Here is a 25,163-nt window from a genome sequence, read left to right as displayed (position 1 = left end):
TAATTTCTGCTGGCGCAGCACACAACAGCTGTGGTATGATATAAAAATAGAGAATCCCGTACTGTGCAGTTGCACGGTGCGTTCCTGATAGAGAAGAAAGAAAATTTGAAATGGGAGTAAACTCGAATGGCGAAACTGGTTATCGTGGAGTCGCCTGCTAAGGCGAAAACCATTGGCAAGTATCTGGGCGATGATTACGAGGTCACCGCAAGCATGGGCCATATCCGTGACCTGCCCGCTTCCCAGCTGGGCATCGATGTGGAGCACGGCTATGCCCCACAGTACATCAGCATCAAAGGCAAGGAAAAGCTCATCAAGGAATTGAAGAGCAAGGCCAAACACGCAGACGGCGTGCTGCTGGCAACCGACCCGGACCGTGAGGGCGAAGCCATCAGCTGGCATCTGGCAAACATTCTGGGGCTGGACCCCCACGAGCCGAACCGCGTGACCTTTGACGAGATCACCAAAAAGGGCGTGAAGGAGGGCATGGCCCATCCCCGCGCCATCGACGAAGATCTGTTCAACGCACAGCAGGCCCGCCGTGTGCTGGACCGTCTGGTGGGCTACAAGCTCAGCCCGTTCCTCTGGCGCAAGGTGCGCCGGGGCCTTTCCGCAGGCCGCGTGCAGAGCGTGGCCGTGCGCCTGATCGATGACCGCGAAAAGGAGATCGAGAGCTTCAAGCCCGACGAATACTGGAACGTGGATGCCACCCTCGGCGCAGGCCACAAGAGTTTTACCGCCCGGCTGGCCACCGATGCCAGCGGCAAAAAGCTGCTGCCCAAAAACGAAGCCGAGGCCCGCGCCATTGAAAAGGGTCTGGAAGGGGCCGAGTACGTGGTGGCAGAGCTGAAAAAGGGCAAGCGGGCAAAGCAGCCCACTCCGGCTTTTATCACCAGTACCCTGCAGCAGGAGGCATCCCGCCGCTTGGGCTTTACGGCCACCCGTACCATGCGCGCTGCCCAGACCCTGTACGAAGGCGTGGACATTGCAGGCCACGGCACCATGGGTCTGATCACCTACATGCGTACCGACAGCCTGCGCATCTCGGATGAAGCCGTTGCCGCCGCAAAGGAATATATCGCAGGGGCTTACGGTGAAGCCTATATCTGCCCCTACAAGCGCACATGGAAGACCAAGAGCGCCACTGCCGCACAGGATGCCCACGAGGCCATCCGTCCCTCGGTGCCGTCCCTGACACCGGACGAGGTGGACAAGAGCATCAGCGGCGACACAGCAAAGCTCTACCGCATGATCTGGAGCCGCTTCATGGCCAGCCAGATGGCAGACTGCCAGCAGGACACCGTGTCCGTCACGGTCAGCGCGGCGGACTACCGTTTCAAGGCCAGCGGCTATACCGTTACCTTTGACGGCTTCACCGTCCTGTACGAGGAAGCCACCGACGAAAAGGAAAAGAAGGAGACCGCCCTGCCTCCGCTGGAGCAGGGTCAGGTGCTGAAGCTGCGCGACCTGAAGAGCGAGCAGAAGTTCACCCAGCCGCCCGCCCGCTACACTGAAGCGACCCTCATCAAGGCGCTGGAAGAAAACGGCATCGGCCGTCCTTCCACCTACGCACCCATTATCACCACCATCATCGACCGCGGCTATGTGGAGCGCGACCAGAAAAAGCTCAAGCCCACTCTGCTGGGCCGGGCTGTGGATGGCCTGATGCTGGAACAGTTCCCCCACATCGTGGATGTGGACTTCTCTGCCCAGATGGAAAAAAATCTGGATAAGATCGAGAGCGGCAAGGCCGACTGGCACAAGACGGTGGATGACTTCTATCAGGGCTTTGCGGCAAGCCTCGAGCAGGCCGAAAAGAACATGGAAGGCAAGAAGGTCAAGGTGCCGGATGAGCCTTCCAGTGAGGTATGCGACCTGTGCGGCCGGCCCATGGTCATCAAGGTGGGCAAGTACGGCAAGTTCCTGGCCTGCAGCGGCTTCCCGGAGTGCCGGGGCACCAAGCGTCTGGTCAAGGATACCGGCGGCATCTGCCCCAAGTGCGGCAAGGGCCGTATGCTGGAGCGCAAAAGCTCCAAGGGCCGCATCTATTATGGCTGCGAGCGCTACCCGGACTGCGACTTTATGACATGGGACATGCCGGTGCCCACCAAGTGCCCCAAGTGCGGCAGCACCATGTTCCGCAAAGGCTCCAAGCTGTATTGCGCAAAGGAAGGCTGCGGCTACGAGATGCCGGTGCCGAAAAAGGACTAAAAGGATAAAACTATGAACTATCAAGTAACCGTGCTGGGCGCTGGTCTTGCGGGCTGTGAAGCCGCCCTCTGGCTGGCTGGCAAGGGCGTGCAGGTGGATCTGTACGAACAGAAGCCCGTGCATTTTTCGCCCGCACACAAAAGCGCAGGCTTTGCAGAGCTGATCTGCTCCAATAGCCTGAAAGCTGAACGGCTGGACTCTGCTTCCGGCCTTCTAAAGGAAGAGATGCGCCGGATGGGCAGCCAGCTGCTGAACGCCGCCGAGACGGCCCGCGTGGCCGCTGGCGGTGCGCTGGCGGTGGACCGCGATGCATTCAGCGCCGAAGTGACCCGCATGGTGGAAAGCTGTGAGAATATCACCGTCCACCGGGAGCAGGTGGAGCACATTGATGAGACTGCCCCCGTTCTGGTGGCCACCGGTCCCCTGACCGACGGCGCACTGGCCGATGAGATCGGGGCCTTGACCGGTGACGAGCGGCTGCACTTCTACGATGCCGTGGCCCCCATCGTCACCGCTGAAAGTCTGGACTACAACAAGGTGTTTGCCGCCTCCCGCTATGACCGGGGCGAGGCCGACTACTTGAACTGCCCTTTCAACAAGGAAGAGTACGAGAATTTCCACGCAGCTCTCGCGTCTGCCGAGCGCGCACCGCTGCACGACTTTGACACCGGCGCAGAGCAGAGCGCTCAGCCCGACCCGGATGCCCACGGCAAAAAGGCCGACACCGTCACGGTCTACGAGGGCTGTATGCCCATCGAGATCATGGCTGCCCGGGGTGCCGACACCATGCGGTTCGGTCCCCTGCGCCCGGTGGGCCTTGTGAATCCCAACACCGGACACCGTCCATGGGCCAATGTCCAGCTGCGGGCCGAAAATAAGGAACGCACCCTGTACAACATCGTGGGCTTCCAGACCAACCTCAAGTGGGGAGAGCAAAAGCGGGTGTTCAGCATGATCCCCGGGCTGGAAAATGCCGAGTTCGTGCGGTATGGCGTCATGCACCGCAACACCTTCCTCGATGCGCCCCGGGTGCTCAGCGCCCAGCTGTGCCTGAAAGAGCACCCCAATGTGTTCTTTGCGGGCCAGATCACCGGCTTTGAGGGCTATATGGAAAGCGCTGCCTGCGGCCTGCTGGCGGCCCGCAGCCTGTATGCCCGTCTGGAAGGAAAGAAACTGCCCGCCCCGCCTGCCGACACCATGTGCGGCGCACTGGTGCAGTACCTGACCACCGAGAACAAGCACTTCCAGCCCATGGGCGCGAATATGGGTATCCTTCCTCCGCTGCCGGAGGAGAGCCGCCCGCGGGACAAGCGCCTGCGTTACATGGCACAGGCCCAGCGTGCCGTTGCCAGCTTCCAGCACTGGCTGGATGAAACTTCTCTTTAAGAAGGGAGAAAAGCTATGAAGATTATCGTGGATATGATGGGCGGCGACAACGCCCCTCTGGCTGTGCTGGAGGGTGCCGCACAGGCCGTGAAAGAGTACGGCATCACCGTCGTCGGTGTGGGCGACGAAGCTCTGGTGCGCAGAACCGCACAGGAAAACAGCATCCCACTGGACGGCATTGAGCTGATGAACTGCACCGAGGTCATCGACATGTGCGATGAGCCTGCCCGCGCCATCCGCCAGAAGAAGGATTCCTCCATCGTGGTGGGCTTGAACATGCTGAAAGACGGCAAGGGCGATGCCTTTGTTTCCGCCGGCAGCACCGGTGCGCTGCATGTGGGCGCAAGTCTCATCGTGCGCACCCTCAAGGGTGTCAAGCGCCCGGCTCTGGCCACCATGGTGCCCGCTAAAAAGCAGGCTTATCTGCTGCTGGACTGCGGTGCCAATGTGGAGTGCCGCCCCGAGATGCTGGCAGCCTTTGCCGTGATGGGCAGCTGCTATGTAAACAGGGTGGAGGGCCGCCGCAGCCCCAGTGTGGCGCTGACCAACAACGGTGCGGAGGAGAGCAAGGGCACCCCCATGCTCAAGGAAGCCCACCAGCTGCTCAAGACCACCCCCGGCATCCGCTTTGTGGGCAATATCGAGCCCCGCGATGTGCCGGGTGGCGAGGTGGACGTTGTGGTGTGCGACGGCTTCACCGGCAATGTGATCCTCAAGCTGACCGAGGGCGTGGCAAAAATGCTGCTGGGCATGCTGAAACAAATGTTCCTCGCAAACCTCGGCGGCAAGCTGGCCTATCTGCTGCTCAAGGGCAGCGTAGCAGACCTGAAGCACCAGATGGACAGCGAGGAGTACGGCGGCGCACCTTTCCTGGGTGCAAGGCAGCCGGTCATCAAGGCCCACGGCTCTTCCAAGGCCAAGGGAATCAAGAACGCCATCCGTCAGGCAAAGATCTGCGTGGAGAACGATCTGTGCGGCACCATGCAGTCTGCGCTGGACGAGCTGGCTGCGGCACAGAAAACTGAGGAATAAGGGAAGCGGGCTTGCCCTCTCCGTCATTGCTTTGCAATGCCACATTCCCCACTCTGTCGCTATTGCGACATCTCTCCCCGGCCGGGGAGAGTCTTTCCTCAGAGTGAGAGGCTTTGGCAGTTCGTGCAGACTGCATCGATTTGCCAAGGGCTCCCCCTTTGGGGGAGCTGGCGAACGGACGTGAGCCTGAGAGGGCGAGGATGCTGACCATCAATAAGGGAGCTAAAACATATGAGCCATCAGTTGGAAACAATTATTGGTTATAAGTTCAAAAACCCGGAGCTGCTGGAGATCGCGCTCACCCATACCAGCTATGCCAACGAGAGCCGCATCCCGGTCAAGCACAACGAGCGGCTGGAATTTCTGGGCGACAGCGTGCTGCAGATCGTCTCGGCAGATTATCTGTTCCATGCCTATGCTGACCGGCCGGAGGGCGATCTGACCCGCATCCGCGCCAGCCTTGTCAGCGAGGGTGCACTGTTCCAGTTCGCGCAGGAGATCGATCTGGGCGAGTACCTGCGCCTTGGCCGCGGCGAAGAGCGCTGCGGCGGACGCAACCGCCCCAGCGTTGTGTCCGATGCGTTTGAAGCGCTGATCGCGGCTTTGTATCTGGATGGCGGCATGGATGTGGCCCGCAGCTTCATCCTGCCCTTTATCACCGAGGGCAAGCACGCCGAGGCCGACTACAAGACCCGCCTGCAGGAGATCGTGCAGCAGAACCCGGAAGAGCGGTTGAGCTATGTAGTAGAAAGCGAGTCCGGCCCGGATCACGACAAGCATTTCGTGGTGGCGGTGCGGTTCAACTCTGACCGCGTGGCCCGTGGCGAAGGCCGCAGCAAAAAGGCCGCTGAGCAGTGCGCCGCCAAAGAAGCGCTCAAGCTGCTGGGCGTGATAAAGGAAAAGTAAATGGTATTCAAGGAACTGGAGATCCAGGGCTTCAAGAGCTTTCCCGATAAAGTTAAAATTCGGTTCGACGCAGGCGTTACCGGCGTGGTGGGTCCCAACGGCTCCGGCAAGTCGAACCTTTCGGACGCAGTGCGCTGGGTGCTGGGCGAGACCAGCTCCCGCCAGCTGCGCGCGGCAGGCAAGATGGAGGACGTGATCTTCGGCGGCACCCGGCGGCGCGGAGCCATGGGCTTTGCGCAGGTGCGGCTGACGCTGGATAACGCAGACCACACCTTTGATGTGGATGCGGACGAAGTGACCATTGGCCGCAAATATTACCGCTCCGGCGACAGCGAGTATACCATCAACGGGCAGGTGTGCCGGTTGAAGGATGTGTACGAACTTTTGCTGGATACCGGCATTGGCCGCGACGGCTACTCGGTGATCGGGCAGGGCCGCATTGCGGAGATCGTGGCCGCAAAAAGCAGTGAGCGCCGCGAGATCTTTGAGGAAGCCTGCGGCATTGCCAAGTACCGCTACCGCAAGACCGAGGCGGAACGCCGCCTTGCTGCGGCGGGCGAAAACCTTGAACGCCTGCGGGACATCCTTGGCGAGCTGGAAAGCCGGGTAGGCCCGCTGGAAAAAGAGAGCGCCAAGGCAGAAAAGTTCCTCGAGCTGGCCGCACAGCGCAAAACGCTGGAAGTGACCCTGTGGACCGACGGTGTGCACCGCGCGCGCGAAGCCGTGCGCCAGCAGGTGCGGGACTACGAGACAGCACAGGCCGACTACGAGCGCTTTGACCGGGAGACGAAAGCCGCCGAGCAGGAGGCTGAGGAGATCCGGATGCAGGCACAGCAGCTGACGGTTGCTGTTGAGCGCCTGAATGGGGATATCCGCAGCATCACCGAGCAGATCAGCGGGTCGGAGAGCCGCATCGCTGTGCTGGAAAACGACATCCTCCGCAACGAGGAGAGCGCCGCATCCCTGCAGGAAGAGATCAGCGCCGGGGAACAGGACGGCACCGAGGCACAGGCCGCCTTGCAGCGCCACCGTGCCGTGGCAAAGACCATGGAAGCGGAGGGCGAAAAGCTGGCGGCAGAGATCGAAGCGTTGAACGCGGAGATCGCACGTCTGACCGATGCCAGCAGTGCCAGCGGTGCCCGCAAGGATACCCTGAAAGCAGAACTTGCCGGCCTGACAGCCCGGCGCACCGAAGCGCAGGTGGCGCAGGCCGCTGCCGAAGCTGCCGGGGAAACAGCCCGCCAGCGCCTGCCTGCCCTTGAGCAGAGCGTGCAGGAAAGCACCGCCCAGCGGGACGAAGCAAAGCAGGATCTGGACGACACCATCAAGTATCGCCGGATGCTGGAAGAAAACGAGAAGCAGCTGGCAAATGTCCGTTCCGGCGTGGAACTCAAGCTGAAAGGCCGCAAGGCTGCGCTGGACGATGCCGACGCAGCAGAGCAGCGCCTTGGCCGTGAGCTGGATGCGGCCCGCCAGCGCCTTTCCGTGCTGCGGGAACTTGAAAAGAACATGGACGGCTACCAAAACTCGGTCAAGGCCGTCATGCGTGCTGCCGGTGCACGCCGCCTGCGGGGCATCATCGGGCCGGTGTCTGCCATCTTAAAGGTGGAGCCGGGCTGTGAAGTGGCTGTGGAAACGGCTCTGGGCGGTGCGCTGCAGAACATCGTGGTAGAGAACGAAGCCGCTGCCAAAGCGGCCATTGCCATGCTGCGCAATGACAATGCGGGCCGCGCCACCTTCCTGCCGCTGGATACCGTCCAGCCCGGCGTGTTCCGTGGCCGACTCTCCGGTACGGCACGGCTTGCCTCCAGTCTGGTGCAGGCCGACCGCCGGTATGAGAACATCGTATCCAATCTTTTGGGCCGCATCATCGTGGTGGACGACATCAACGAAGCTTCTCGCGTGGCGCGGGACAACGGCTTTCGCAGCAAGGTCGTGACCATGGATGGCCAGGTGGTCAATGCAGGCGGCAGCTTTACCGGCGGCAGCGTCCAGCGCAGCGCAGGCCTGTTCACCCGCAGGCAGGAGATGGAAGAGCTGCGGGTGAAAGCGGCCAGGTTACAAAAAGACTGCCTTGCTGCACAGGAAAAGACCGACCAGTGCAAGGAGCAGGTGGACGCTTTGCAGGCGGAGCTGACCGCCACGGCCAGTGAGCAGATCACCGCAGCCAACGACAGGGTGCGTGCTGAGGCAGAGCAGAAGCGGCTGGAAGCTGCTGCCGCCCAGCTGGAAACGGCCCGCAGCAACGGCCAGCAGCAGATCGACGCTTTGCAGGCGGCCCTGACAGAGAGCCGCGGCAAAGCAAAGGAAGCTGCCAGCCTGCAGGCCCGGCTGACGACAAAGATCGACCTGCTGACGGCGGAGATGAACCGAATTGCCGAAGGCGACGACAACTTTGTGGCCCAGCAGACCGAACTGAGCCAAAAGCTCAGCGCAAAGCGGCTGGAACAGGTGACCCGCCAGAAGGATGCAGAGCTGGCCTACAGCCAGATCGCGGCGCTGGAACAGCGGGCGCAGGATGCCGCTGCCCGCCGCGCCACGCTGGAAGAAAGCCTTGCGGCACTGGCACAGCGCAGCGAGAGCTGCCGGGCAGAAATTGCAGCCATCCGGCAGGCAAAGTCCGACAGCCAGACCGAGATCGCCCAAAAAGAAAAGGCCATCCGCGAAGCTACCGAAAAGCGGCTGGAACGCCAGCAGGCTGAAACAGCGGCACTGAGCCGGGCGCGCACTTCCTCTGACAGCCGCGAGGAAATGGGGCGCGAGATGGCCCGCCTTGCAGAGCGCAAGGCCGCTGCCGAGACCGAGTACGACCAGACCGTGGCAAAGCTGTGGGATGAATACCAGCTCTCGGTCAGTCAGGCAGAGAACCTTTGCGTGGAGTTTGAAAGCCTGACGGCCCTGCGCGCACAGGTGGCCGACCTGCGCGGCAAAATTCGCGCCCTTGGCAGCGTGAATGTGAGCGCCATCGAGGAATACAAGGAGGTCAAGGCCCGCTACGATGCCCTGATGCATCAGGTGACCGATGTGGAGGAAAGCCGCAATGAGCTGACCCGCATGATCTCCAGGCTTTCGACACAGATGCGGGAGATCTTCTCCGACAGCTTCCGCGCCATCAACGAAAACTTTGGCCGCGTATTTACCGAGCTGTTCGGCGGCGGCGAAGCCAGCCTTGTGCTGGAGGATGAAAGCGATGTGCTGTCCTGCGGCATCGGCATCCGGGTGGCACCGCCGGGCAAGGTGATCAAAAATCTGGAAGCGCTTTCCGGCGGCGAGCAGGCGCTGGTGGCCATCAGCATCTACTTTGCCATTCTGGCGGTCAACCCGGCCCCGTTCTGTATTCTGGACGAGATCGAAGCCGCTCTGGACGATGCCAATGTGGTGCGTTTTGCCCAGTACTTACGCCGGGTGAGCGACAAGACCCAGTTCATCGTCATCACCCACCGCCGCGGCACAATGGAAGCCGCGAATGTGCTTTACGGCGTTACCATGCAGGAGGACGGCGTGTCCAAGCTGCTCAAGCTTGATCTGGAACAGGTTGACGCAACGCTGGTTTCCTGATATATATTAAAGAAAAAGATAGGAGGACACCATGGGGTTCTTCGGATTTGGCAAGAAAAACAAAGAAAAAGAACAGGAAAAAATGAAAACGGGTCTGGAAAAGACCCGCACCGGTTTCTGGGGCAATATCCTCAACACCCTCACCGGCAGCGTCATCGACGATGATATGTACGATGATCTGGAAGAGCAGCTCATCCTTGCAGATGTGGGCGGTGAGGTGGCCGTGCGTCTGGTGGACAAGCTGCGCGACCGTGTGCACGAAAAGGGCCTGAAGACCGGCGAAGAGGCGGCGGATGCCCTGCGCGACATCATTGCCGAGGAAATGACACCGGATGCCGAGATGGATCTTTCCGGCAAGCCGGCCGTTATTCTGGTCATTGGCGTGAACGGCGTGGGCAAGACCACCAGCATTGCAAAGCTGGCCGATCACTACACCCGCGAGGGCAAAAAGGTGATGCTGGCCGCAGGCGATACTTTCCGTGCCGCAGCCAGCGAACAGCTGGAGATCTGGGCCGACCGCGCCGGTGTGCCCATTGTGAGCGCAGGCGAGGGCGCAGACCCGGCGGCTGTCATTTTCGACACCGTAAAGTCTGCCACCGCACGCGGTTATGACATGGTCATTGCCGACACTGCAGGCCGTCTGCACAACAAGGCAAACCTGATGGCAGAGCTTTCCAAGATCAGCCGCAGCGTCAAGAAGGCCAGCCCGGAAGCCAGCCTTGAAACGCTGCTGGTGCTGGATGCCATCACCGGCCAGAACGCCATCAGTCAGGCCAAGGAATTCTGCAAGGCTGCAGATGCTACCGGCATCATCCTGACCAAGCTGGACGGCACCGCCAAGGGCGGCTGCGTGGTGGCGGTCAAGCAGCGTCTGGGCCTGCCGGTGCGCTTCATCGGCGTGGGCGAGGGCATCGACGACCTGCTGCCCTTTACCCCGGAGGGCTTTGTGGAAGAGCTGCTCCCGCGCCAGTGGAAGCACTAAGGAGGGCCGCAGCATGAAAATTTGTGCAGCCACCGGCAACGCCGGAAAGCTCCGCGAACTGCGCCGCATTCTGGAAGCGCAGGGCCACGAGGTGGTCAGCCAGAAGGAACTGGGCATCACGATTGAGCCGGAGGAGACCGGCACCACCTTTGCCGAGAACGCCCTCATCAAGGCCGAGACTATCTGCAAGGCATGCGGTCTGCCCACCATCGCCGATGACTCCGGCCTGTGCGTGGATGCGCTGGACGGTGCGCCCGGCGTCTATAGTGCCCGCTACTGCGGCCGCCACGGCGACGACGAAGCCAACAACGATAAGCTTCTGGATGTCATGCAGGCTGTGCCTGCCGGGCAGCGGGGTGCAAAGTTTGTGTCCGCGGTGTGCTTCATCCTGCCGGATGGGCGGCATCTGACCTGCATGGGCGAGTGCCCGGGCAGCATCGCCTTTGAACGGCTGTGCGGGGACTACGGCTTTGGCTACGACCCGCTGTTCATCCCCACCGACTGCGGCGTGGGAAAGCACGATAAGCGTCCCAACACCGAGGGCCGCAGCTACGCCCAGCTGACCCCGGACGAAAAGGATGCCATCAGCCACCGCGGCAATGCGCTGGCAGTGCTGGAACAGCAGCTGCCGGGATTTCTGGCAGAATGAACTCCCCCAGTCTGCTTCGCAGACAGATTCCCCTTTTTGTCACCTACGGTGACATCTTCCCCCGGCCGGGGGAAGTCGTCCTCGGAGATGGGGCCTTTGGCAGTCCGGCAAGCGTTTCGTTTCTGCCAAAGGCTCCCTCTTTGAGGGAGCTGGCAAAGCCGCAAGGCTTTGACTGAAGGAGTTTCTCACCACAAGCGGAGACAATTCTAAATCGTTTCTTTATCGAAATATCAACCTCAAAATAAAGGAGAAAAACTATGCTGACAAGCAAACAGCGCGCCATTCTGCGCGGCAAGGCAAACACCATGGACCCCGTTTTCATCGTGGGTAAGGGCGAGATCGACGAGACCATGATCCAGGGCGTGAAGGACTGTCTGGATGCCCGTGAGCTCATCAAGCTCAAGGTGCTGGAAAACAGCATGTACAATGCCCGTGAAGCTTCGGTCAAGCTGGCTGAGGCCACCGGTGCCGACTGCGTACAGGTGATCGGCTCCAAGTTTGTACTGTACCTGCAGAAGAAAAAGGACAGCGCTTACGCTGATCTGCTGAAGTAAAAATGAAAGTTCTTCTCTACGGCGGTACATTTGACCCGCCCCACAACGGCCACCTGAACAATCTGCGCGCTGCCGCCGACCGTGTCCGCCCGGACAAGGTGGTGGTGATGCCGGCCGGGCTTTCACCGTTCAAGCAGCACACTTCGGCCCCGGGTGCGCTGCGGCTGGAAATGTGCAGCTGCTTCCATGCACTGGAAGAGGGAATGGATGCCATCCCGCAGCTGGAAGTCAGCGCGTGGGAGGTAGCTCAGGCCAAAGCCGGGAACCATAATTACACGGTGCTCACGGTGGAAAAGCTGGCCCGGGACTACCCCGGGGCACAGCTGTACCTTGCCATTGGCAGTGATATGCTGCTGAGCTTTGACGGCTGGCACCGCTGGCAGGATATCCTGCGCCTTGCCCATCTGGTGGTCACCAGCCGCCATGTGGGCGACGACCCCGAGCTGCACGCAAAGGCTCTCCGGCTGGACCCCACCGGGGCACGCATCCTGTTTGCACCGGTACAGGCGCTGCCCATGGCCAGCAGCGACATCCGTACCCGTCTGGCTGCAGGCGAAGGGTGTGAAGCTGAGCTGCCGGAGGCGGTGCGGGCGGTCATCCGCCGGGAGAAACTCTACAAAAAGGAAGTATCAGCCAATGAACCTCAAACAGGCAAAGGAGCTTGTGCGCGGCCGCTTGAGCGATAAGCGCTATGAGCATACCTTGAATGTGAAAAAAATGGCCGTCAAGCTGGCAAAGATCTACGGTGAGGACGAGGAGCGGGCCGCGTTGGCAGCCCTGCTGCACGACTCGGCCAAGGAGATCAGCAAGGATGAGATGCGCGATATCCTGCGCGCTTACCCCCAGTATGCAGAGGGCGGCGAAGAGCGCCCGGCCCCGGTGTGGCACGGCGTGTGCGCCGCCATTCTGGCCCGCACCCAGTGGGGTGTGACCGACGAAGCGGTGCTTAGCGCTATTGCCTGCCACACGGCGGGCAAACCCGGCATGACCCGGCTTGACAAAATTTTGTATCTGGCCGATATGACCAGCGCGGAGCGGGACTGGCCCGGCGTGGAAAAGCTGCGCAAGCTGGAAAAAAAGAATCTGGATGCCGCCATGCTGGCCGCGCTGAAGCAGACCAACGATTTCGTGCTCTCGCAGGGAAAACCTCTGGACCCGATGTCCAAGGCGGCCTATGAGGATATCCTGGCCCGCAGCGGGAAGAATGAACGGTGAGAGCACAGCTGCTCTGAAACAAGCGGAAACAGAAAACGGATTGCAGATTTCGTCGGATAATGCTATACTTAAGGGCATGACAGGTCTGCAGGAACATTTTTTGCAGGACCGCGAAAATCTGGAGGATACAAAAAAGCATGAGCCAGACGCCACGCCATATCAATACTTCGCGTTCTCTGAACCGGCCGGATCCGGCAGCAGCCGCACCGCGCCACGCTGCGTCCAGCACGGATGCAAAGCAGAGCACAGGCGGTGCACACAATGAGCCGCCGCGCCGCCCGGCACAGGGAGCAGGGCAGGAGCCGCCGCGCCGCCGCAAAAAGAAAAAGAAAATGCCCCTCTGGCTGCCTTTTGCAGTGGTCATGGCCATCATCGCGGTGATCTCCGGTGTGGTGGTGTACGGAGTCAGCCTTGTAAACAAGGTGGAGGACAGCATCCGCCCGGACGACAGCACCCCTACCATTGAGGAAGAGGTCAAGACAGACGAGGAATACAAGGGCGATGTGGTGAACATTCTGGTCTGCGGCATCGACTATGAAGAGGGCCGCAATTATTCCAACGACCCCACCTCTAACGACGGCATGACCGACATGATCCTGTACGTGCAGTTCGACATCAAGAACGGTGCACTGCGGATGCTGCAGATCCCCCGCAACAGCCTTGTCACCACCAAGAACAAAAAGATTACCCTTTCCAATGGCAAGACCTACGCCGCCACGAATTATCAGATCAACTCGGTGGCGATCTCCAATGGCGGCAGCATCGCCGCTCTGGCCGATGTCATCTACGATCAGTTCCGGCTGCCCATCGATTACTATGTGACGGTGGACATGCAGGCACTGGTGGATATGGTGGATAACTTTGGCGGCATTGAGGTGTATATCCCCCACGATATGTCCTACGGCGGCAGCAAACTGCTCAAGGGCTACCGCAATCTGAACGGTGCATCGGCAGAGTTCTTTGTGCGCTGCCGCCACGGCGACGGCTACGCCAATTCCGATATCGACCGCCTGAACATGCAGCGCTATTTCTATGCCGGCCTGTTCAAGCGTGCCCGCGCCATGGGTGTCACCGATATCCTGAACCAGCTGCCGCTGGTGTTCAAGAACTATATCAAGACGGATATGGACATTTCCACCATTGCAAAGCTGGTGGTGTCTTTCCTCAAGCTCGACAGCTCCAACATCATTCTGGCGCAGACACCGGTGTTCATGGGCGTGCCCAACGTGGGCAAGACCGACACCTTTGCCGGTTACTCCTGCGTGGTGCCGGATGCGGGTTCCATTGCAAACCTGCTCAACCAGTATTTCTGCACCTACACCGGCCCCATTGATGTGAGCGAAATGAACCTTGTCACCGACGAGTGGCCCCACGGCAGTGCATCCACCGATGCCAACGTGCAGTATATGGGCCGCATCGATAAGGAGTCGGACGATGCCATCCTGAGCGGCGATACAGACCTTGATGGCGCTGTTACCACCGACGGTCAGGCCGCAGGCTCCGCAAACTGAAACTGACAGAAAGGAAAAACATATGGAGAACTTCAACGACAGCAAGGCGCTTGCCATTGAGATCGCAAAGATCCTGGATAAGAAAAAGGCCCACGATGTGCGCGTGCTCAAGGTGGAAAGCCTGACCGTGCTCACCGATTACTTTGTCATTGCCTCCGGCACTTCCACCACGCAGGTGGCATCTCTGGCCGACGAGGTGGAGTACGAGCTTTCCCAGAAGGGTCTGGAGCCCTACAGCACGGAGGGTTACGACTCCAAGAACTGGGTGCTGCTGGATTATTCCAACGTCATCGTGCACGTATTCGTGCCCAACACCCGCACCTACTACGATCTGGAGCACCTGTGGGCCGACGGCGAACCCATTGATATTTCCGAGTACCTTACCCCGGATAGCACTGTCGAATAAGGCAGAACGGCCCTGCCTTTTGCGGCAGGCAGCCTGTAGCATAAATCATTCCAATTACGGTATATGCAAAAGTAAAGTCTGGAGCTGATTACAAACATGAAGTACGATTACAAGGCTGTTGAAGCCAAGTGGCAGAAGGTGTGGGAGGACGAAAAGACCTTCCATGTTGAGATCGACCACAAAAAACCCAAGTTCTATGCACTGGTCGAGTTCCCGTATCCGTCGGGTGCCGGCCTGCATGTAGGCCATCCCCGCAGCTACACCGCGCTGGACGTGGTCAGCCGCAAGCGCCGTCAGAACGGCTACAATGTGCTGTATCCCATGGGCTGGGACGCTTTTGGCCTGCCCACTGAGAACTTTGCCATGAAGAACCACATCCACCCGGCCATTGTCACCAAGAACAATGTGGATCACTTCCGCAGCCAGCTGAAGGCTCTGGGCTTCTCCTTTGACTGGGACCGCGAGATCAACACCACCGATCCGGAATATTATAAGTGGACCCAGTGGATCTTCCTGCAGCTGTATAAGCATGGTCTGGCTTACAAGAAGGAAATGAACGTCAACTGGTGCACCGGCTGTAAGTGTGTGCTGGCCAACGAGGAAGTTGTCAACGGCGTGTGCGAGCGCTGCGGCAGCGAGGTCGTTCACCGCGTCAAGAGCCAGTGGATGCTCAAGATCACCGCTTATGCCGATAAGCTGATCGATGGTCTGGACGGTCTGGATTACATTGAGCGCGTTGCCACCCAGCAGAAGAACTGGATCGGCCGCAGCCACGGCGCAGAGGTCAACTTCGGCACCACCGCAGGCGATACCCTGACCGTGTACACCACACGCTGTGACACCCTGTTTGGTGCCACCTACATGGTCGTTTCTCCGGAGCACGCTATGGTCAAGGAATGGCTGGACAAGGGCATCCTCAAGAATGCCGATGCCGTCAAGGCCTATCAGGCCGAGGCAGCCCGCAAAAGCGACTTTGAGCGCAGCGAGCTGAACAAGGAAAAGACCGGTGTCAAGCTGGAAGGCGTCATGGGCATCAACCCGGTCAATGATACCGAGATCCCCATCTTTATTTCGGATTACGTTCTGTCCACCTATGGCACCGGTGCCATCATGGCTGTGCCCGCTCACGATACCCGTGACTGGGAGTTTGCCAAGAAGTTCGGCCTGCCCATCATCGAGGTGGTCAAGGGCAATACCCCCTCTAATCTGGACGAAGCCGCTTTTACCGATGTGGCCACTGGCACGCTGGTCAACTCCGGCTTCCTGAACGGCCTGTCCGTCACCGATGCAAAGAAAAAGATGATCGACTGGCTGGAGGCAAACGGCAAGGGCTGCGATAAGGTCAACTACAAGCTGCGCGACTGGGTGTTCAGCCGTCAGCGTTACTGGGGCGAGCCCATCCCCATGGTCAAGTGTGAAAAGTGCGGCTGGCAGCCCCTGCCCGAGAGCAGCCTGCCCCTGACCCTGCCGGACATCACCGATTTTGAGCCGGGTCCGGACGGAGAATCTCCGCTGGCCCGCCACAAGGACTGGGTCAAGACTACCTGCCCCTGCTGCGGCGGCCCCGCTACCCGCGAGACTGACACCATGCCCCAGTGGGCCGGTTCTTCCTGGTACTTCCTGCGCTACATGGACCCCCACTGCAAGGATGCCATTGCGTCCAAGGAAGCTCTGGAATACTGGTCTCCGGTGGACTGGTACAACGGCGGCATGGAGCACACCACCCTGCATCTGCTGTACAGCCGTTTCTGGCATAAGTTCCTGTATGATATCGGCGCTGTGCCTTCTCCGGAACCCTACCAGAAGCGCACCGCTCACGGCATGATCCTGGGCCTGAACCCCCACAGCTTTGTCAACCTGCCCGCTGAGGAGCAGGATAAGCTGCTGAAGGAGTACGGCAGCCAGAAGGCCGCTGAAAAGGCTCTGGAAGAAAAGTACGGCGAAATGGCACGCCACCCCATCGTGAAGATGTCCAAGTCTCTGGGCAACGTCATCAACCCGGACGAGGTGGTGGACCAGTACGGTGCTGACACCATGCGTCTGTACGAGATGTTCATGGGCGACTTTGAGCAGGCTGCACCGTGGCAGACCTCTGCCATTGCAGGCTGCAACCGCTTCCTGGACCGCGTGTGGGCACTGTCCGACAAGCTGGTGGAGGGCGAGGGCTATCGTCCGCAGGTCGAGACCCTGATGCACCAGACCATCAAGAAGGTGGGCGCTGACATCGAGACCCTGAAGATGAACACCGCCATTGCCCAGCTCATGACGCTGGTGAATGCCCTGTACGACAACGGCGGCGCGACCAAGGCCGAGCTGGAGACCGTTGTTCAGCTGCTGAACCCGTTTGCTCCCCACATGACCGAAGAGCTGTGGGAGAAGCTGGGCCACAGCCACGATGAGCAGCTGGCTTACTACCCCTGGCCCAAGTACGAAGAGGCCAAGTGCGTGGAAAGCACAGTGGAGATCGCTGTGCAGGTGAACGGCAAGGTGAAGGCCCGCCTGAAGGTGGCTGCCGACATTGACGCTGCTGCCGCTATCGCCGCCGCCAAGGCTGACCCCGCTGTTGCTGCCGCTCTGGAAGGCAAGCAGCTGGTCAAGGAGATCTACGTCAAGGGCCGTCTGGTCAATCTGGCTGTCAAGGGCTAAACCAACCGATACCCTGCCGAAAGGCTGGATATACAACTACCCGCAGAGGCGGACTGGCGCATAAAACACCCGGGAACGTTTATTCAAAATCTTTTCAAAGATTTTGCGCAAAAAACTTTCAAAAAAAGGTTGACGAACCGGAGAAAATGCGCTATACTGTCTACTGTTAGTTACCATGTAACAACGAAATTCCTGCCTCACGGTCCAAGGGAGGGAATAAGATGTCGGAAATTCGTGTTAAAGAGGGCGAGTCGCTGGAAAGCGCACTGCGTCGCTTCAAGCGCAGCACCGCTCGCAGCGGTGTGCTCGCAGAGGTCCGTAAGCGCGAGGCTTACGAGAAGCCGTCTGTCAAGCGCAAGAAGAAGTCCGAAGCAGCCCGCAAGCGCAAGTTCAAGTAATTGATCACTTGAAGTCGCTGTTGCTTTAGATTTCATACGCGTTGCTAACGCCGATGTAGGGGAGCCTGTATTGCAGGCTCCCCTATTTTCATTGCAGGGAGAAATACTATGCTCATCACCCCCGAATACGTTTTCAAGGATGTCACCCACATCACGCCGGAATGGCTGGCGGAAAAAGGCATCACTGCGCTGGTGCTGGATATCGATAACACCCTCACCGCTGACCGCAGTCAGGAGCTGCCGGAAGAAGTGGCCGTGTGGCTGGACACTATGCGCAAGGCGGGCGTCAAGCTCACCATCGTGTCCAACGGTGCGGAAAAGCGGGTGCGGCCCTTTGCCCAGAAGCTGGGCCTTGCGTACCTGTACCGCTCCGCAAAGCCGCTGCCCTTTGCTCTGATGGCAGCGCAGCACCGCATGGGCGTGAAGCGCCGTCAGATGGCGATGGTGGGCGACCAGCTCTATGCCGACCGCATGGCGGCAGCGCTGTACGGCATTCCGGGCTTGATGGTGGTGCCCCGCGGCCCGGACCTCGGTGCGCAGGTCATCCTCAAGCGTAAGTGGGAGAAAAAACACTGGCAGAAATACTATGACCGGGGAGGCAAGACCCTGTGAGCGATTGGAAGATCCGGTTCGGCACCGCAGGCACCAGCGACAGCTTTGCCGCCCAAGGCTACAAAAGCAGCTTGGATGTGCCGGAGTACACCGCAAAGATGGGACTGAACGCCTTTGAGTACCAGTGCGGGCGCGGCGTGCGTCTGGGGCTGGACAAGGCTGCAAAAATGGCCGCACTGGCCGGGCCAAAGGATATCCTGTTCAGCGTGCATGCACCGTATTATATCAGCATGTCCAGTTTGGAAGAGGAAAAGCGGCTCAACAGCATCCAGTATCTGCTGCAAAGTGCGGCGGTGTGCAAAGCGCTGGGCGGCAGACGCATCATCTTCCACTCCGGCAGCTGCGGCAAGCAGAGCCGGGAAGCGGCCCTTGAAAAAGCGCTGGATACCATGCGCCGTGCCGTGGAAGCGCTGGACGAAGCAGGCTTTGCCGATATGACTCTCTGCCCGGAAACCATGGGCAAGATCGGCCAGCTGGGCACACTGGACGAGGTGCTGGCGCTGTGCAGCGTGGATAAGCGCATTACGCCCTGTATCGACTTCGGCCACCTGAATGCCCGCACTCTGGGCGGCATCCGCTCGAAAGAGGACTACGCTGCCATCCTTGACCGCATGGCAGAAAAGCTGGGGGACCAACGGGCAGAACGGTTCCATGTGCATTTTTCCCGCATCGAGTATTCGGCGGGCGGCGAAAAGCGCCACTGGACCTTTGCCGAGACCCAGTTCGGCCCGGAGCCGCAGCCGCTGATGGAACTGCTGGCTGAGCGGAAGCTGCAGCCGGTCATCATCTGCGAGAGCGCAGGCACGCAGGCTGAGGATGCCGGGGCTATGCAGCAGATGTACCATGCAGCGTGCAAAACGTAAAAAATTTTGTGTTTTTATCGTCTTTTTTGCCGAAACCCCTTGCCAAATGCAAACGGATTGGGTAAAATAAATAGAGATATGCGTTAAGCATTTGAGATTAAACTAATGGAGGAATTCCTATGATTTCTGCAGGCGAGTTTCGCAATGGCGTGACCTTTGAGCAGGACGGCCAGGTTCTTCAGGTCGTTGAGTTCCAGCACGTGAAGCCCGGCAAGGGCGCTGCCTTTGTCCGTACCAAGACCAAGAACGTGATTACCGGCTCTGTGGTTGAGACCAGCTACAACCCGACCGCAAAGTTCCCGCAGGCTTTCATCGAGCGCAAGGACGTGACCTATAGCTACGAGGATGGCGATCTGTACCACTTCATGGACAACGAGACCTACGATGACATCCCCGTCAACGCAGCCGATGTGCCCGATAACTTCAAGTTCTGCAAGGAGAACGAGCTGTGCAAGCTGCTGAGCTACAAGGGCAAGGTGTTCAGCGTCGAGATCCCCAACTTCATCGAGCTGGAAGTTACCCAGACCGAGCCGGGTGTCAAGGGCAATACTGCCACCAACACCCTGAAGCCCGCTACCGTCGAGACCGGTGCTGAGATTCGTGTGCCTCTGTTCATCAACGAGGGCGACCACATCCGCATCGATACCCGCACCGGCGAGTATATGGAGCGCGTCTGATCCCTTTAACGCCAAACCGGGCTGCGGGCAACCGTTTGCCCGGTTTTTTAAAACTCCGATTTTTCTCATTTTAAGGAGGGCATTCGTATGGAACTGAACAAAAAGGCAGCTTATCTGCAGGGTCTGGTCGATGGTCTGGGCATTGATGATACCACCAAAGAGGGCAAGATCATCAAAGCCATGAGCGCACTGCTGGGTGAAATGGCTGAGGTCATCGAGAGCGTGGACGAAGATCTTTCCCGCGCCTACGACCAGATCAACGACCTGAGCGATGAGCTGGAAGATCTGGAAGCAGATCTGTACGAGGAGGAGGACGAAGACGGCGAAAGCGAGGACGCTGAGGATGAGGACACCGATGGCGACGACGATGCCAAGGATGATGACATCGCCAGCGAGCCGTTCTATGAAGTGGCCTGTCCCAACTGCGGCGAGACCGTTTACGTCAGCGAGGATGATCTGGATGCAGGCGAAGCCAACTGCGCGCACTGCGGCGTGACCTTTGAGGTCGCTCTGGAAGGGGACGGCGAAGAGGATGCCGAGGATGGCCCCGTGCAGTACGAAGTGACCTGCCCGGACTGTGGCACCACCGCCGTGTTTGAGGAAGACGAACTGCTGGACGGCGCACCCAAGTGCCCGAACTGCGGCAAGCCCCTCGACTTTGAAGTGACCGAAGAATAAGCAAAAAAGACCGCTGCACTCCGGTGCGGCGGTCTTTTTTGTTTACTGTGCGTTTGCCTTCTGCAGCCAGATGCTGCCGATGTCCAAAGCGTTGTACAGGCCGATCTTGGTGGTCTGACGCATCACGCGCTCCTGCGGAGCCTTGGTGGTGTCGGTAGAGAGCAGCATCAGGTGGACCTTGTCTGCAACCTGCTGGTCGCCCACAGGCTTGGTGGTCGTGATCTGCAGATAGAGCACATATGGGTCGGTCATATTGCCGTAGTACAGCTCATTGTCCTTGCGGACGAGGGGCTTGCCTTTATAAGTCAGTTTTGGAGTAAATGCCATCGTGAAAGCCTCCCTATCAATAGTAGTTCAGTTCAGTATAACACATCTATGGTACAGGATGCAAGCTTTTGACCCGATAGAAGGCGGGCTTTTTGCACACAATGGCATGCCTGCGTGCAAAAGAATCTGCAATTTTAGGCACTCTGGCAGAAAACGGGTCTTGCCGGAATGCACAGATATGGTATACTAAGAACGAGAAAGCCCGCAGCATAGCCCGGGCAGAAAAGTGAGGGAGACAGCATGGCAGACTATCAGGAATACCGGCGGCGCGTGTTGCGCAAACGCTGGCGCAGGCGGTTCATGGCGGCAGCTTTGCTGCTGCTGCTTTTGCTGGTGGGAGCCATCGGGATGTTGTGGAAGAGCCTGCACCGGGAACAGCGGCCCTCCGGCATGGGGCAGAACACCATCCTGCAGGAGGTAACACAGGATAATACTTGGAACACGGCCTCCTACGCGGTGGCGCGGCAGCTCACGGTGCAGACGCTTGCAGACAGCGCGGCCACTGCGCTGGATTTCCGTATGGCGGCGCTGCCAAAGAGCAGCACGGCTGTGGGCAAGGAATGGTTCAATGACGTGAGCTTTGTGGGCGACAGCCTTACGCAGGGCATGCAGCTGTACGAAGAAGGAATGCAGAACGCCATGTTCTGTGCGTACAAGGGTGTTGGGCCGAACGTGATCGTCAACGGCACCACCTGCAAGCGCGCCGACGGCGTGGCTGAGGTGCCGCTGGAAGCGTTGACCGCCCAGCAGCCCAGAGCCATTTATGTTCTGTTGGGCACCAACGTGCTGGGCCGCGATACCGATTATAGCAGCTTCCTGACCTATTACCGGCTGATGCTGGACATGCTGAGCCAGACACTGCCAAATGCAAAGATCTATGTGCAGTCCATCACGCCGGTGCGGCCGGAAGTATGCCAGAAGTCCGGCCATGAGGGCTTGAACCGCGACCGCCTGTGCCAGATCAACAATGAGCTGGCAGCCATTGCGCTGGAAAAGAACTGCTATTTTCTCAACCTGTGGGAAGTGCTGGCAGATGAAAACGGCGACCTGATCGAAAGCTACGCCCAGCCGGACGGCTACCATCTGAGACCCGCCGGGTATGCCGCATGGACGGATTATCTGTGCAGCCACACAGAAGGATAAAAAATAAGAGGTTCGTTCACTGAGCGAACCTCTTATTTTTTACTTGAAACTTAGAACAGGCCGGTGATCTTGCCGTCGGCATCCACATCGATGCCCACAGCGGCGGGCTTCTTGGGCAGGCCCGGCATGGTCATGATATTGCCGCAGATGACCACCACAAAGCCTGCACCGGCAGCAAGGCGCACCTCGCGCACCTCCATGGTAAAGCCGGTGGGGGCACCGGTGAGCTTGGCATTGTCGCTGAAGCTGTACTGGGTCTTGGCGATGCACACGGGCAGGTTCCCGTAACCCATCTCAGTCAGCTCGGCCAGTGTCTTGCTGGCGGCGGCGCTGTAGTTCACACCGTCGGCCCGGTAAATTTTGGTGGCGATGGCGTTGATCTTGTCCTTCAGGGGCATTTCCAGCGGGTAGGTGTACTGGATGGGACGATCCTCCAGCACCTCCAGCACCTTCTCGGCCAGCGCCTTGCCGCCCTCGCCGCCCTTGGCGAATACCTCGCTCAGCACGCAGGGAACACCCTGCTCGGCGCACACCTGCTCCACGTAGGCCTGCTCTTCGGCGGTATCGGTGGGGAAGGCATTGATGGCGACCACCACCGGCAGGCCGAAGCCATTTTTCAGGTTGTCGATGTGGCGGATGAGGTTGGATGCACCGGCCTTGACGGCTTCGAGGTTGGGCTGGCTCAGGTCGGCCTTTGCCACGCCGCCGTGGCTCTTGAGGGAACGCACAGTGGCCACCAGCACGCAGGCAGAGGGTGCGATACCGGCGTAGCGGCACTTGATATCCAAAAACTTCTCTGCGCCCAGATCGGCACCAAAGCCTGCTTCGGTGATGGTATAGTCGGCCAGAGAAAGGCTCAGCTTGGTAGCCAGCACGCTGTTGCAGCCGTGGGCGATGTTGGCAAAGGGACCGCCGTGGATGATGGCGGGGTTGTTTTCCAGCGTCTGCACAAGGTTCGGGTCCAGCGCGTCCTTCAGCAGGGCGGTCATGGCACCGGCAGCACCGATCTCACCGGCAGTGACGGGCTTGCCGTCGTAGGTGTAGGCGCATACGATCTTGGAAAGACGCTCCTTCAGATCGGAAATGCTGGTGGCAAGGCAGAAAATTGCCATCACCTCGCTGGCAACGGTGATATCAAAGCCGTCCTCGCGGGGGGTGCCGTTCACCTTGCCGCCCAGACCGTCCACGATGAACCGCAGCTGGCGGTCGTTCATGTCCATGCAGCGCTTCCATGTGATGCGGCGGGGGTCGATGTTCAGCGGGTTGCCCTGCTGGATGCTGTTATCGATCATGGCAGCCAGCAGGTTGTTGGCTGTGCCAATGGCGTGCAGGTCGCCGGTGAAGTGCAGGTTGATATCCTCCATGGGCACCACCTGTGCGTAGCCGCCGCCGGCTGCGCCGCCCTTGACACCGAACACGGGGCCGAGGGACGGCTCACGCAGGCAGAGCATGGTCTTTTTGCCCAGAGCGTTCATGGCATCGGCCAGACCCACGCTGGTGGTGGTCTTGCCCTCGCCCGCCGGGGTGGGGCTGATGGCGGTGACGAGGATCAGTTTGCCCTGCTTTTTGGCATCGTGGATCAGGCGGTGATCGATCTTGGCCTTGTAGCGGCCATAGGGGATCACGTGCTCATCGGAAAGGCCCAGCTGGGCGGCGATCTCGGTGATGGGTTTCATTTTGGCTTCCTGTGCGATCTCGATATCGGTTTTCATCAGACATCCTCCTTTGGAAGTCGTTTTTACAAGCATTGCACGCCGCCTGAACGGCCTTTTTGCTTGCATCCTGCGTTGCTTTCCCTTGCAATCCGTCAGGATTGCTGCGAAAAATCGCCTTGTCTGCGGGCAAAAAATCCCGCCATTCAACGCACACTGCTTATAAAAACAACTTCCGGCAACAAAAAAGGCAGCTTTGCGCAGCAATTGCGCAAGGCTGCCCAGACGGTCGGCATTGACTCTCCCGCCATCCCTGCACTGTGGTGCTCCACAAGGTTCCGTCAGCAGAGATACGGTCTCTATGCAGTAAAGATAGCACAATGCCGGGGTGTTTGTCAAGGAAAAACAGCGCCAAATATTTTGCGTTCTACAGCCTGTTGTGGTATACTTATCATGGTTTACTATGAAAATTTAGAAAGCAGGAATCCCTTTTATGCTGCAAAACCCTGAATTGCATTATCTGGATAACGCCGCTACCACCATGGTGGCTCCCGAGGTGGCGGATGTCATCGACAAGGCCATGCGGGAACACTGGGCCAACCCTTCTAGCCTGTACGGCCCCGGTGCCCGCAGCGAGGAAGCGCTCAACGCCGCCCGTGCCGCTGTGGCCCGTACACTGGGCTGCAAGCCAAAGGAGCTGTACTTTACCTCCTGCGGCAGCGAGAGCAACAATCTGGCCCTGCTGGGCGCGGTGCGCACCCGCACTTTCGGCAAGGGCATCGTGGTGTCCGGCTTTGAGCACCCCAGCGTCCAGCGCCCGCTGGAAGAGCTGGCGAAGCAGGGCTACAATGTCACGGTGGTCAAGCCCCGCCCGGACGGCACATTGAATATCAACGAAATGCTGGAGCATGTGGACAAGAATACCATCCTTGTGGCCTGCATGATGGTGAACAACGAGGTAGGCACCCGCAACGATGTGGAACGCCTTGCCGCCGAGGTCAAGCGCCGCAACAGCCGCACCATTGTCCATGTGGATGCAGTGCAGGCGTGGATGCGTGTGCCCATCAAGCTGACGAACATCGACACCCTGTCGGTGAGCGGCCACAAGATCCATGCTCCCAAGGGCATTGGTGCGCTCTACCTTTCTGACCGTCTGGTGCAGGCGTTCCGGCCGCCGTACCTCGGCGGTGAGCAGGAGCGCGGCCTGCGCCCGGGTACCGAAAACCTGCCCTACGCCATGGGTCTTGCCGCAGCCGCCACCCGTCTTGCCAAGACCATGAAGAGCCGTGACACCGCTATGAAGGCCCTGAACCAGCGTCTGCGGGACGGCCTGAAGGCCTTTCCGGAGGTGGAGCTCAACAGCCCGGAAAACGCGGTGCCCGAGGTGCTGAACTTCAGTGAGATGTGCATCAAGAGTGAGACCATGCTGGCATGGCTGGCCGAAGCACAGGTGTATGTTTCCTCGGCAAGTGCTTGCGGCCGCGGCCAGCCCAGCCACACGCTGGCAGCCATGGGCAAAGACCCGCTTGCCATCGACACGGCCATCCGCGTGTCCTTCTGCGGCGACAACACCCCCGAGGATGTGGATGCTTTCCTCAACCGCTTTGAGGACGGAATGAAGAGCTTGCAGAGGATCCGGAAGTGATTCCACAGGCAGGACCATCTGGAATGGCCGCCGCTTTGCTCTGGCCATGTTTAGAGGAAGGATTATTCTGATTAGGGCGTTTGTCGTGCCCTGCGGGGCACTCCAAACGCAT

General features: G+C 59.4%; 22 protein-coding genes and 1 riboswitch. Of the genes, 20 read left to right on the top strand and 2 right to left on the bottom strand.

Annotated elements, in window-relative coordinates; genetic code table 11:
• Positions 1 to 126: 126 nt before the first annotated feature.
• From topA to MTP41_RS03470, 18 genes are all read left to right on the top strand, one after another.
• On the top strand, positions 127 to 2,211 hold the full coding sequence (topA, locus tag MTP41_RS03555; RefSeq protein WP_097776545.1) for a type I DNA topoisomerase: 2,085 nt from the start codon (positions 127 to 129) through the stop codon (positions 2,209 to 2,211).
• 12 nt (positions 2,212 to 2,223) lie between these two features.
• A complete protein-coding gene (gene trmFO, locus MTP41_RS03550) occupies positions 2,224 to 3,597 on the top strand; it encodes a methylenetetrahydrofolate--tRNA-(uracil(54)-C(5))-methyltransferase (FADH(2)-oxidizing) TrmFO (protein ID WP_249236216.1) in 1,374 nt (457 codons plus the stop codon).
• A gap of 15 nt (positions 3,598 to 3,612) precedes the next feature.
• Entirely contained in the window at positions 3,613 to 4,629 is a 1,017-nt protein-coding gene (plsX, locus tag MTP41_RS03545; protein ID WP_249236215.1) for a phosphate acyltransferase PlsX, read from the top strand.
• A 231-nt stretch (positions 4,630 to 4,860) separates the two neighbouring features.
• Positions 4,861 to 5,535 (top strand): ribonuclease III, encoded by a 675-nt coding sequence (gene rnc, locus MTP41_RS03540; protein ID WP_249236214.1) that lies wholly within the window; start codon positions 4,861 to 4,863, stop codon positions 5,533 to 5,535.
• Positions 5,536 to 9,093, top strand: coding sequence for a chromosome segregation protein SMC (gene smc / locus MTP41_RS03535; protein ID WP_249236213.1), 3,558 nt, complete (start codon positions 5,536 to 5,538; stop codon positions 9,091 to 9,093).
• Positions 9,094 to 9,124: 31 nt separating this feature from the next.
• Positions 9,125 to 10,075 carry a signal recognition particle-docking protein FtsY gene (gene ftsY, locus MTP41_RS03530; RefSeq protein WP_005944371.1) on the top strand — a complete coding sequence of 317 codons (951 nt, stop codon included), beginning with the start codon at positions 9,125 to 9,127 and terminating at the stop codon, positions 10,073 to 10,075.
• Positions 10,076 to 10,088: 13 nt separating this feature from the next.
• Positions 10,089 to 10,724, top strand: coding sequence for an RdgB/HAM1 family non-canonical purine NTP pyrophosphatase (gene rdgB, locus MTP41_RS03525; RefSeq protein WP_249236212.1), 636 nt, complete (start codon positions 10,089 to 10,091; stop codon positions 10,722 to 10,724).
• 257 nt (positions 10,725 to 10,981) lie between these two features.
• On the top strand, positions 10,982 to 11,278 hold the full coding sequence (locus MTP41_RS03520; RefSeq protein ID WP_005944364.1) for a YhbY family RNA-binding protein: 297 nt from the start codon (positions 10,982 to 10,984) through the stop codon (positions 11,276 to 11,278).
• A gap of 2 nt (positions 11,279 to 11,280) precedes the next feature.
• Positions 11,281 to 11,964, top strand: coding sequence for a nicotinate (nicotinamide) nucleotide adenylyltransferase (gene nadD, locus MTP41_RS03515; protein ID WP_097776550.1), 684 nt, complete (start codon positions 11,281 to 11,283; stop codon positions 11,962 to 11,964).
• The gene (yqeK, locus tag MTP41_RS03510) at positions 11,915 to 12,493 is read left to right on the top strand and encodes a bis(5'-nucleosyl)-tetraphosphatase (symmetrical) YqeK (RefSeq protein ID WP_097776551.1); all 579 of its coding nucleotides are present in this window, start codon (positions 11,915 to 11,917) and stop codon (positions 12,491 to 12,493) included. Before nadD ends, yqeK begins: the two co-directional genes overlap by 50 nt.
• A gap of 137 nt (positions 12,494 to 12,630) precedes the next feature.
• Positions 12,631 to 14,004: an LCP family protein gene (locus tag MTP41_RS03505; RefSeq protein WP_249236211.1), complete on the top strand. Its 1,374-nt coding sequence runs from the start codon at positions 12,631 to 12,633 to the stop codon at positions 14,002 to 14,004.
• 22 nt (positions 14,005 to 14,026) lie between these two features.
• Positions 14,027 to 14,410, top strand: coding sequence for a ribosome silencing factor (rsfS, locus tag MTP41_RS03500; RefSeq protein WP_120120237.1), 384 nt, complete (start codon positions 14,027 to 14,029; stop codon positions 14,408 to 14,410).
• 96 nt (positions 14,411 to 14,506) lie between these two features.
• Positions 14,507 to 17,056: a leucine--tRNA ligase gene (leuS, locus tag MTP41_RS03495; RefSeq protein ID WP_120020591.1), complete on the top strand. Its 2,550-nt coding sequence runs from the start codon at positions 14,507 to 14,509 to the stop codon at positions 17,054 to 17,056.
• Between the two features lie 221 nt (positions 17,057 to 17,277).
• On the top strand, positions 17,278 to 17,454 hold the full coding sequence (rpsU, locus tag MTP41_RS03490; protein ID WP_005928271.1) for a 30S ribosomal protein S21: 177 nt from the start codon (positions 17,278 to 17,280) through the stop codon (positions 17,452 to 17,454).
• Between the two features lie 108 nt (positions 17,455 to 17,562).
• Positions 17,563 to 18,066, top strand: a complete 504-nt coding sequence (locus MTP41_RS03485; RefSeq protein ID WP_249236210.1) for a YqeG family HAD IIIA-type phosphatase — start codon at positions 17,563 to 17,565, stop codon at positions 18,064 to 18,066.
• Entirely contained in the window at positions 18,063 to 18,929 is an 867-nt protein-coding gene (locus MTP41_RS03480; RefSeq protein WP_118526306.1) for a TIM barrel protein, read from the top strand. The genes MTP41_RS03485 and MTP41_RS03480 overlap by 4 nt, the downstream gene beginning before the upstream one ends.
• Positions 18,930 to 19,048: 119 nt before the next feature.
• Positions 19,049 to 19,606, top strand: coding sequence for an elongation factor P (gene efp, locus MTP41_RS03475; protein WP_005928281.1), 558 nt, complete (start codon positions 19,049 to 19,051; stop codon positions 19,604 to 19,606).
• Positions 19,607 to 19,693: 87 nt separating this feature from the next.
• On the top strand, positions 19,694 to 20,284 hold the full coding sequence (locus MTP41_RS03470) for a CD1247 N-terminal domain-containing protein (RefSeq protein WP_118526304.1): 591 nt from the start codon (positions 19,694 to 19,696) through the stop codon (positions 20,282 to 20,284).
• A gap of 42 nt (positions 20,285 to 20,326) precedes the next feature.
• On the opposite strand, the gene MTP41_RS03465 is transcribed toward MTP41_RS03470, so the two are convergent.
• Positions 20,327 to 20,611 carry a hypothetical protein gene (locus tag MTP41_RS03465; protein ID WP_097775268.1) on the bottom strand — a complete coding sequence of 95 codons (285 nt, stop codon included), beginning with the start codon at positions 20,609 to 20,611 and terminating at the stop codon, positions 20,327 to 20,329.
• A 240-nt stretch (positions 20,612 to 20,851) separates the two neighbouring features.
• Between MTP41_RS03465 and MTP41_RS03460 the strand changes: the two genes are divergently transcribed.
• Entirely contained in the window at positions 20,852 to 21,754 is a 903-nt protein-coding gene (locus tag MTP41_RS03460; protein WP_249236209.1) for a GDSL-type esterase/lipase family protein, read from the top strand.
• Between the two features lie 50 nt (positions 21,755 to 21,804).
• Here the strand turns inward: MTP41_RS03460 and MTP41_RS03455 are convergent, their stop codons facing one another.
• Positions 21,805 to 23,466: a formate--tetrahydrofolate ligase gene (locus MTP41_RS03455; protein WP_249236208.1), complete on the bottom strand. Its 1,662-nt coding sequence runs from the start codon at positions 23,464 to 23,466 to the stop codon at positions 21,805 to 21,807.
• Positions 23,467 to 23,678: 212 nt separating this feature from the next.
• Positions 23,679 to 23,765: riboswitch (ZMP/ZTP riboswitch) on the bottom strand.
• 134 nt (positions 23,766 to 23,899) lie between these two features.
• Here MTP41_RS03455 and MTP41_RS03450 point away from each other — a divergent pair.
• Complete coding sequence (locus tag MTP41_RS03450) at positions 23,900 to 25,051, top strand: cysteine desulfurase family protein (protein WP_249236207.1); 1,152 nt, start codon at positions 23,900 to 23,902, stop codon at positions 25,049 to 25,051.
• The last annotated feature ends 112 nt before the right edge of the window (positions 25,052 to 25,163 follow it).

The organism is Faecalibacterium sp. I4-3-84 (assembly GCF_023347255.1).
Classification (GTDB): domain Bacteria; phylum Bacillota; class Clostridia; order Oscillospirales; family Ruminococcaceae; genus Faecalibacterium; species Faecalibacterium taiwanense.
This window is presented reverse-complemented; position numbering and strand designations above follow the sequence as displayed.

What these genes read in the sequence shown, in the direction of transcription:
- topA (WP_097776545.1), top strand. Translation starts at nt 127, where the DNA reads ATGGCGAAACTGGTTATCGTGGAGTCGCCTGCTAAGGCGAAAACCATT.
- trmFO (WP_249236216.1), top strand. Translation starts at nt 2,224, where the DNA reads ATGAACTATCAAGTAACCGTGCTGGGCGCTGGTCTTGCGGGCTGTGAA.
- plsX (WP_249236215.1), top strand. Translation starts at nt 3,613, where the DNA reads ATGAAGATTATCGTGGATATGATGGGCGGCGACAACGCCCCTCTGGCT.
- rnc (WP_249236214.1), top strand. Translation starts at nt 4,861, where the DNA reads ATGAGCCATCAGTTGGAAACAATTATTGGTTATAAGTTCAAAAACCCG.
- smc (WP_249236213.1), top strand. Translation starts at nt 5,536, where the DNA reads ATGGTATTCAAGGAACTGGAGATCCAGGGCTTCAAGAGCTTTCCCGAT.
- ftsY (WP_005944371.1), top strand. Translation starts at nt 9,125, where the DNA reads ATGGGGTTCTTCGGATTTGGCAAGAAAAACAAAGAAAAAGAACAGGAA.
- rdgB (WP_249236212.1), top strand. Translation starts at nt 10,089, where the DNA reads ATGAAAATTTGTGCAGCCACCGGCAACGCCGGAAAGCTCCGCGAACTG.
- MTP41_RS03520 (WP_005944364.1), top strand. Translation starts at nt 10,982, where the DNA reads ATGCTGACAAGCAAACAGCGCGCCATTCTGCGCGGCAAGGCAAACACC.
- nadD (WP_097776550.1), top strand. Translation starts at nt 11,281, where the DNA reads ATGAAAGTTCTTCTCTACGGCGGTACATTTGACCCGCCCCACAACGGC.
- yqeK (WP_097776551.1), top strand. Translation starts at nt 11,915, where the DNA reads ATGAACCTCAAACAGGCAAAGGAGCTTGTGCGCGGCCGCTTGAGCGAT.
- MTP41_RS03505 (WP_249236211.1), top strand. Translation starts at nt 12,631, where the DNA reads ATGAGCCAGACGCCACGCCATATCAATACTTCGCGTTCTCTGAACCGG.
- rsfS (WP_120120237.1), top strand. Translation starts at nt 14,027, where the DNA reads ATGGAGAACTTCAACGACAGCAAGGCGCTTGCCATTGAGATCGCAAAG.
- leuS (WP_120020591.1), top strand. Translation starts at nt 14,507, where the DNA reads ATGAAGTACGATTACAAGGCTGTTGAAGCCAAGTGGCAGAAGGTGTGG.
- rpsU (WP_005928271.1), top strand. Translation starts at nt 17,278, where the DNA reads ATGTCGGAAATTCGTGTTAAAGAGGGCGAGTCGCTGGAAAGCGCACTG.
- MTP41_RS03485 (WP_249236210.1), top strand. Translation starts at nt 17,563, where the DNA reads ATGCTCATCACCCCCGAATACGTTTTCAAGGATGTCACCCACATCACG.
- efp (WP_005928281.1), top strand. Translation starts at nt 19,049, where the DNA reads ATGATTTCTGCAGGCGAGTTTCGCAATGGCGTGACCTTTGAGCAGGAC.
- MTP41_RS03470 (WP_118526304.1), top strand. Translation starts at nt 19,694, where the DNA reads ATGGAACTGAACAAAAAGGCAGCTTATCTGCAGGGTCTGGTCGATGGT.
- MTP41_RS03465 (WP_097775268.1), bottom strand. Translation starts at nt 20,611, where the DNA reads ATGGCATTTACTCCAAAACTGACTTATAAAGGCAAGCCCCTCGTCCGC.
- MTP41_RS03460 (WP_249236209.1), top strand. Translation starts at nt 20,852, where the DNA reads ATGGCAGACTATCAGGAATACCGGCGGCGCGTGTTGCGCAAACGCTGG.
- MTP41_RS03455 (WP_249236208.1), bottom strand. Translation starts at nt 23,466, where the DNA reads ATGAAAACCGATATCGAGATCGCACAGGAAGCCAAAATGAAACCCATC.
- MTP41_RS03450 (WP_249236207.1), top strand. Translation starts at nt 23,900, where the DNA reads ATGCTGCAAAACCCTGAATTGCATTATCTGGATAACGCCGCTACCACC.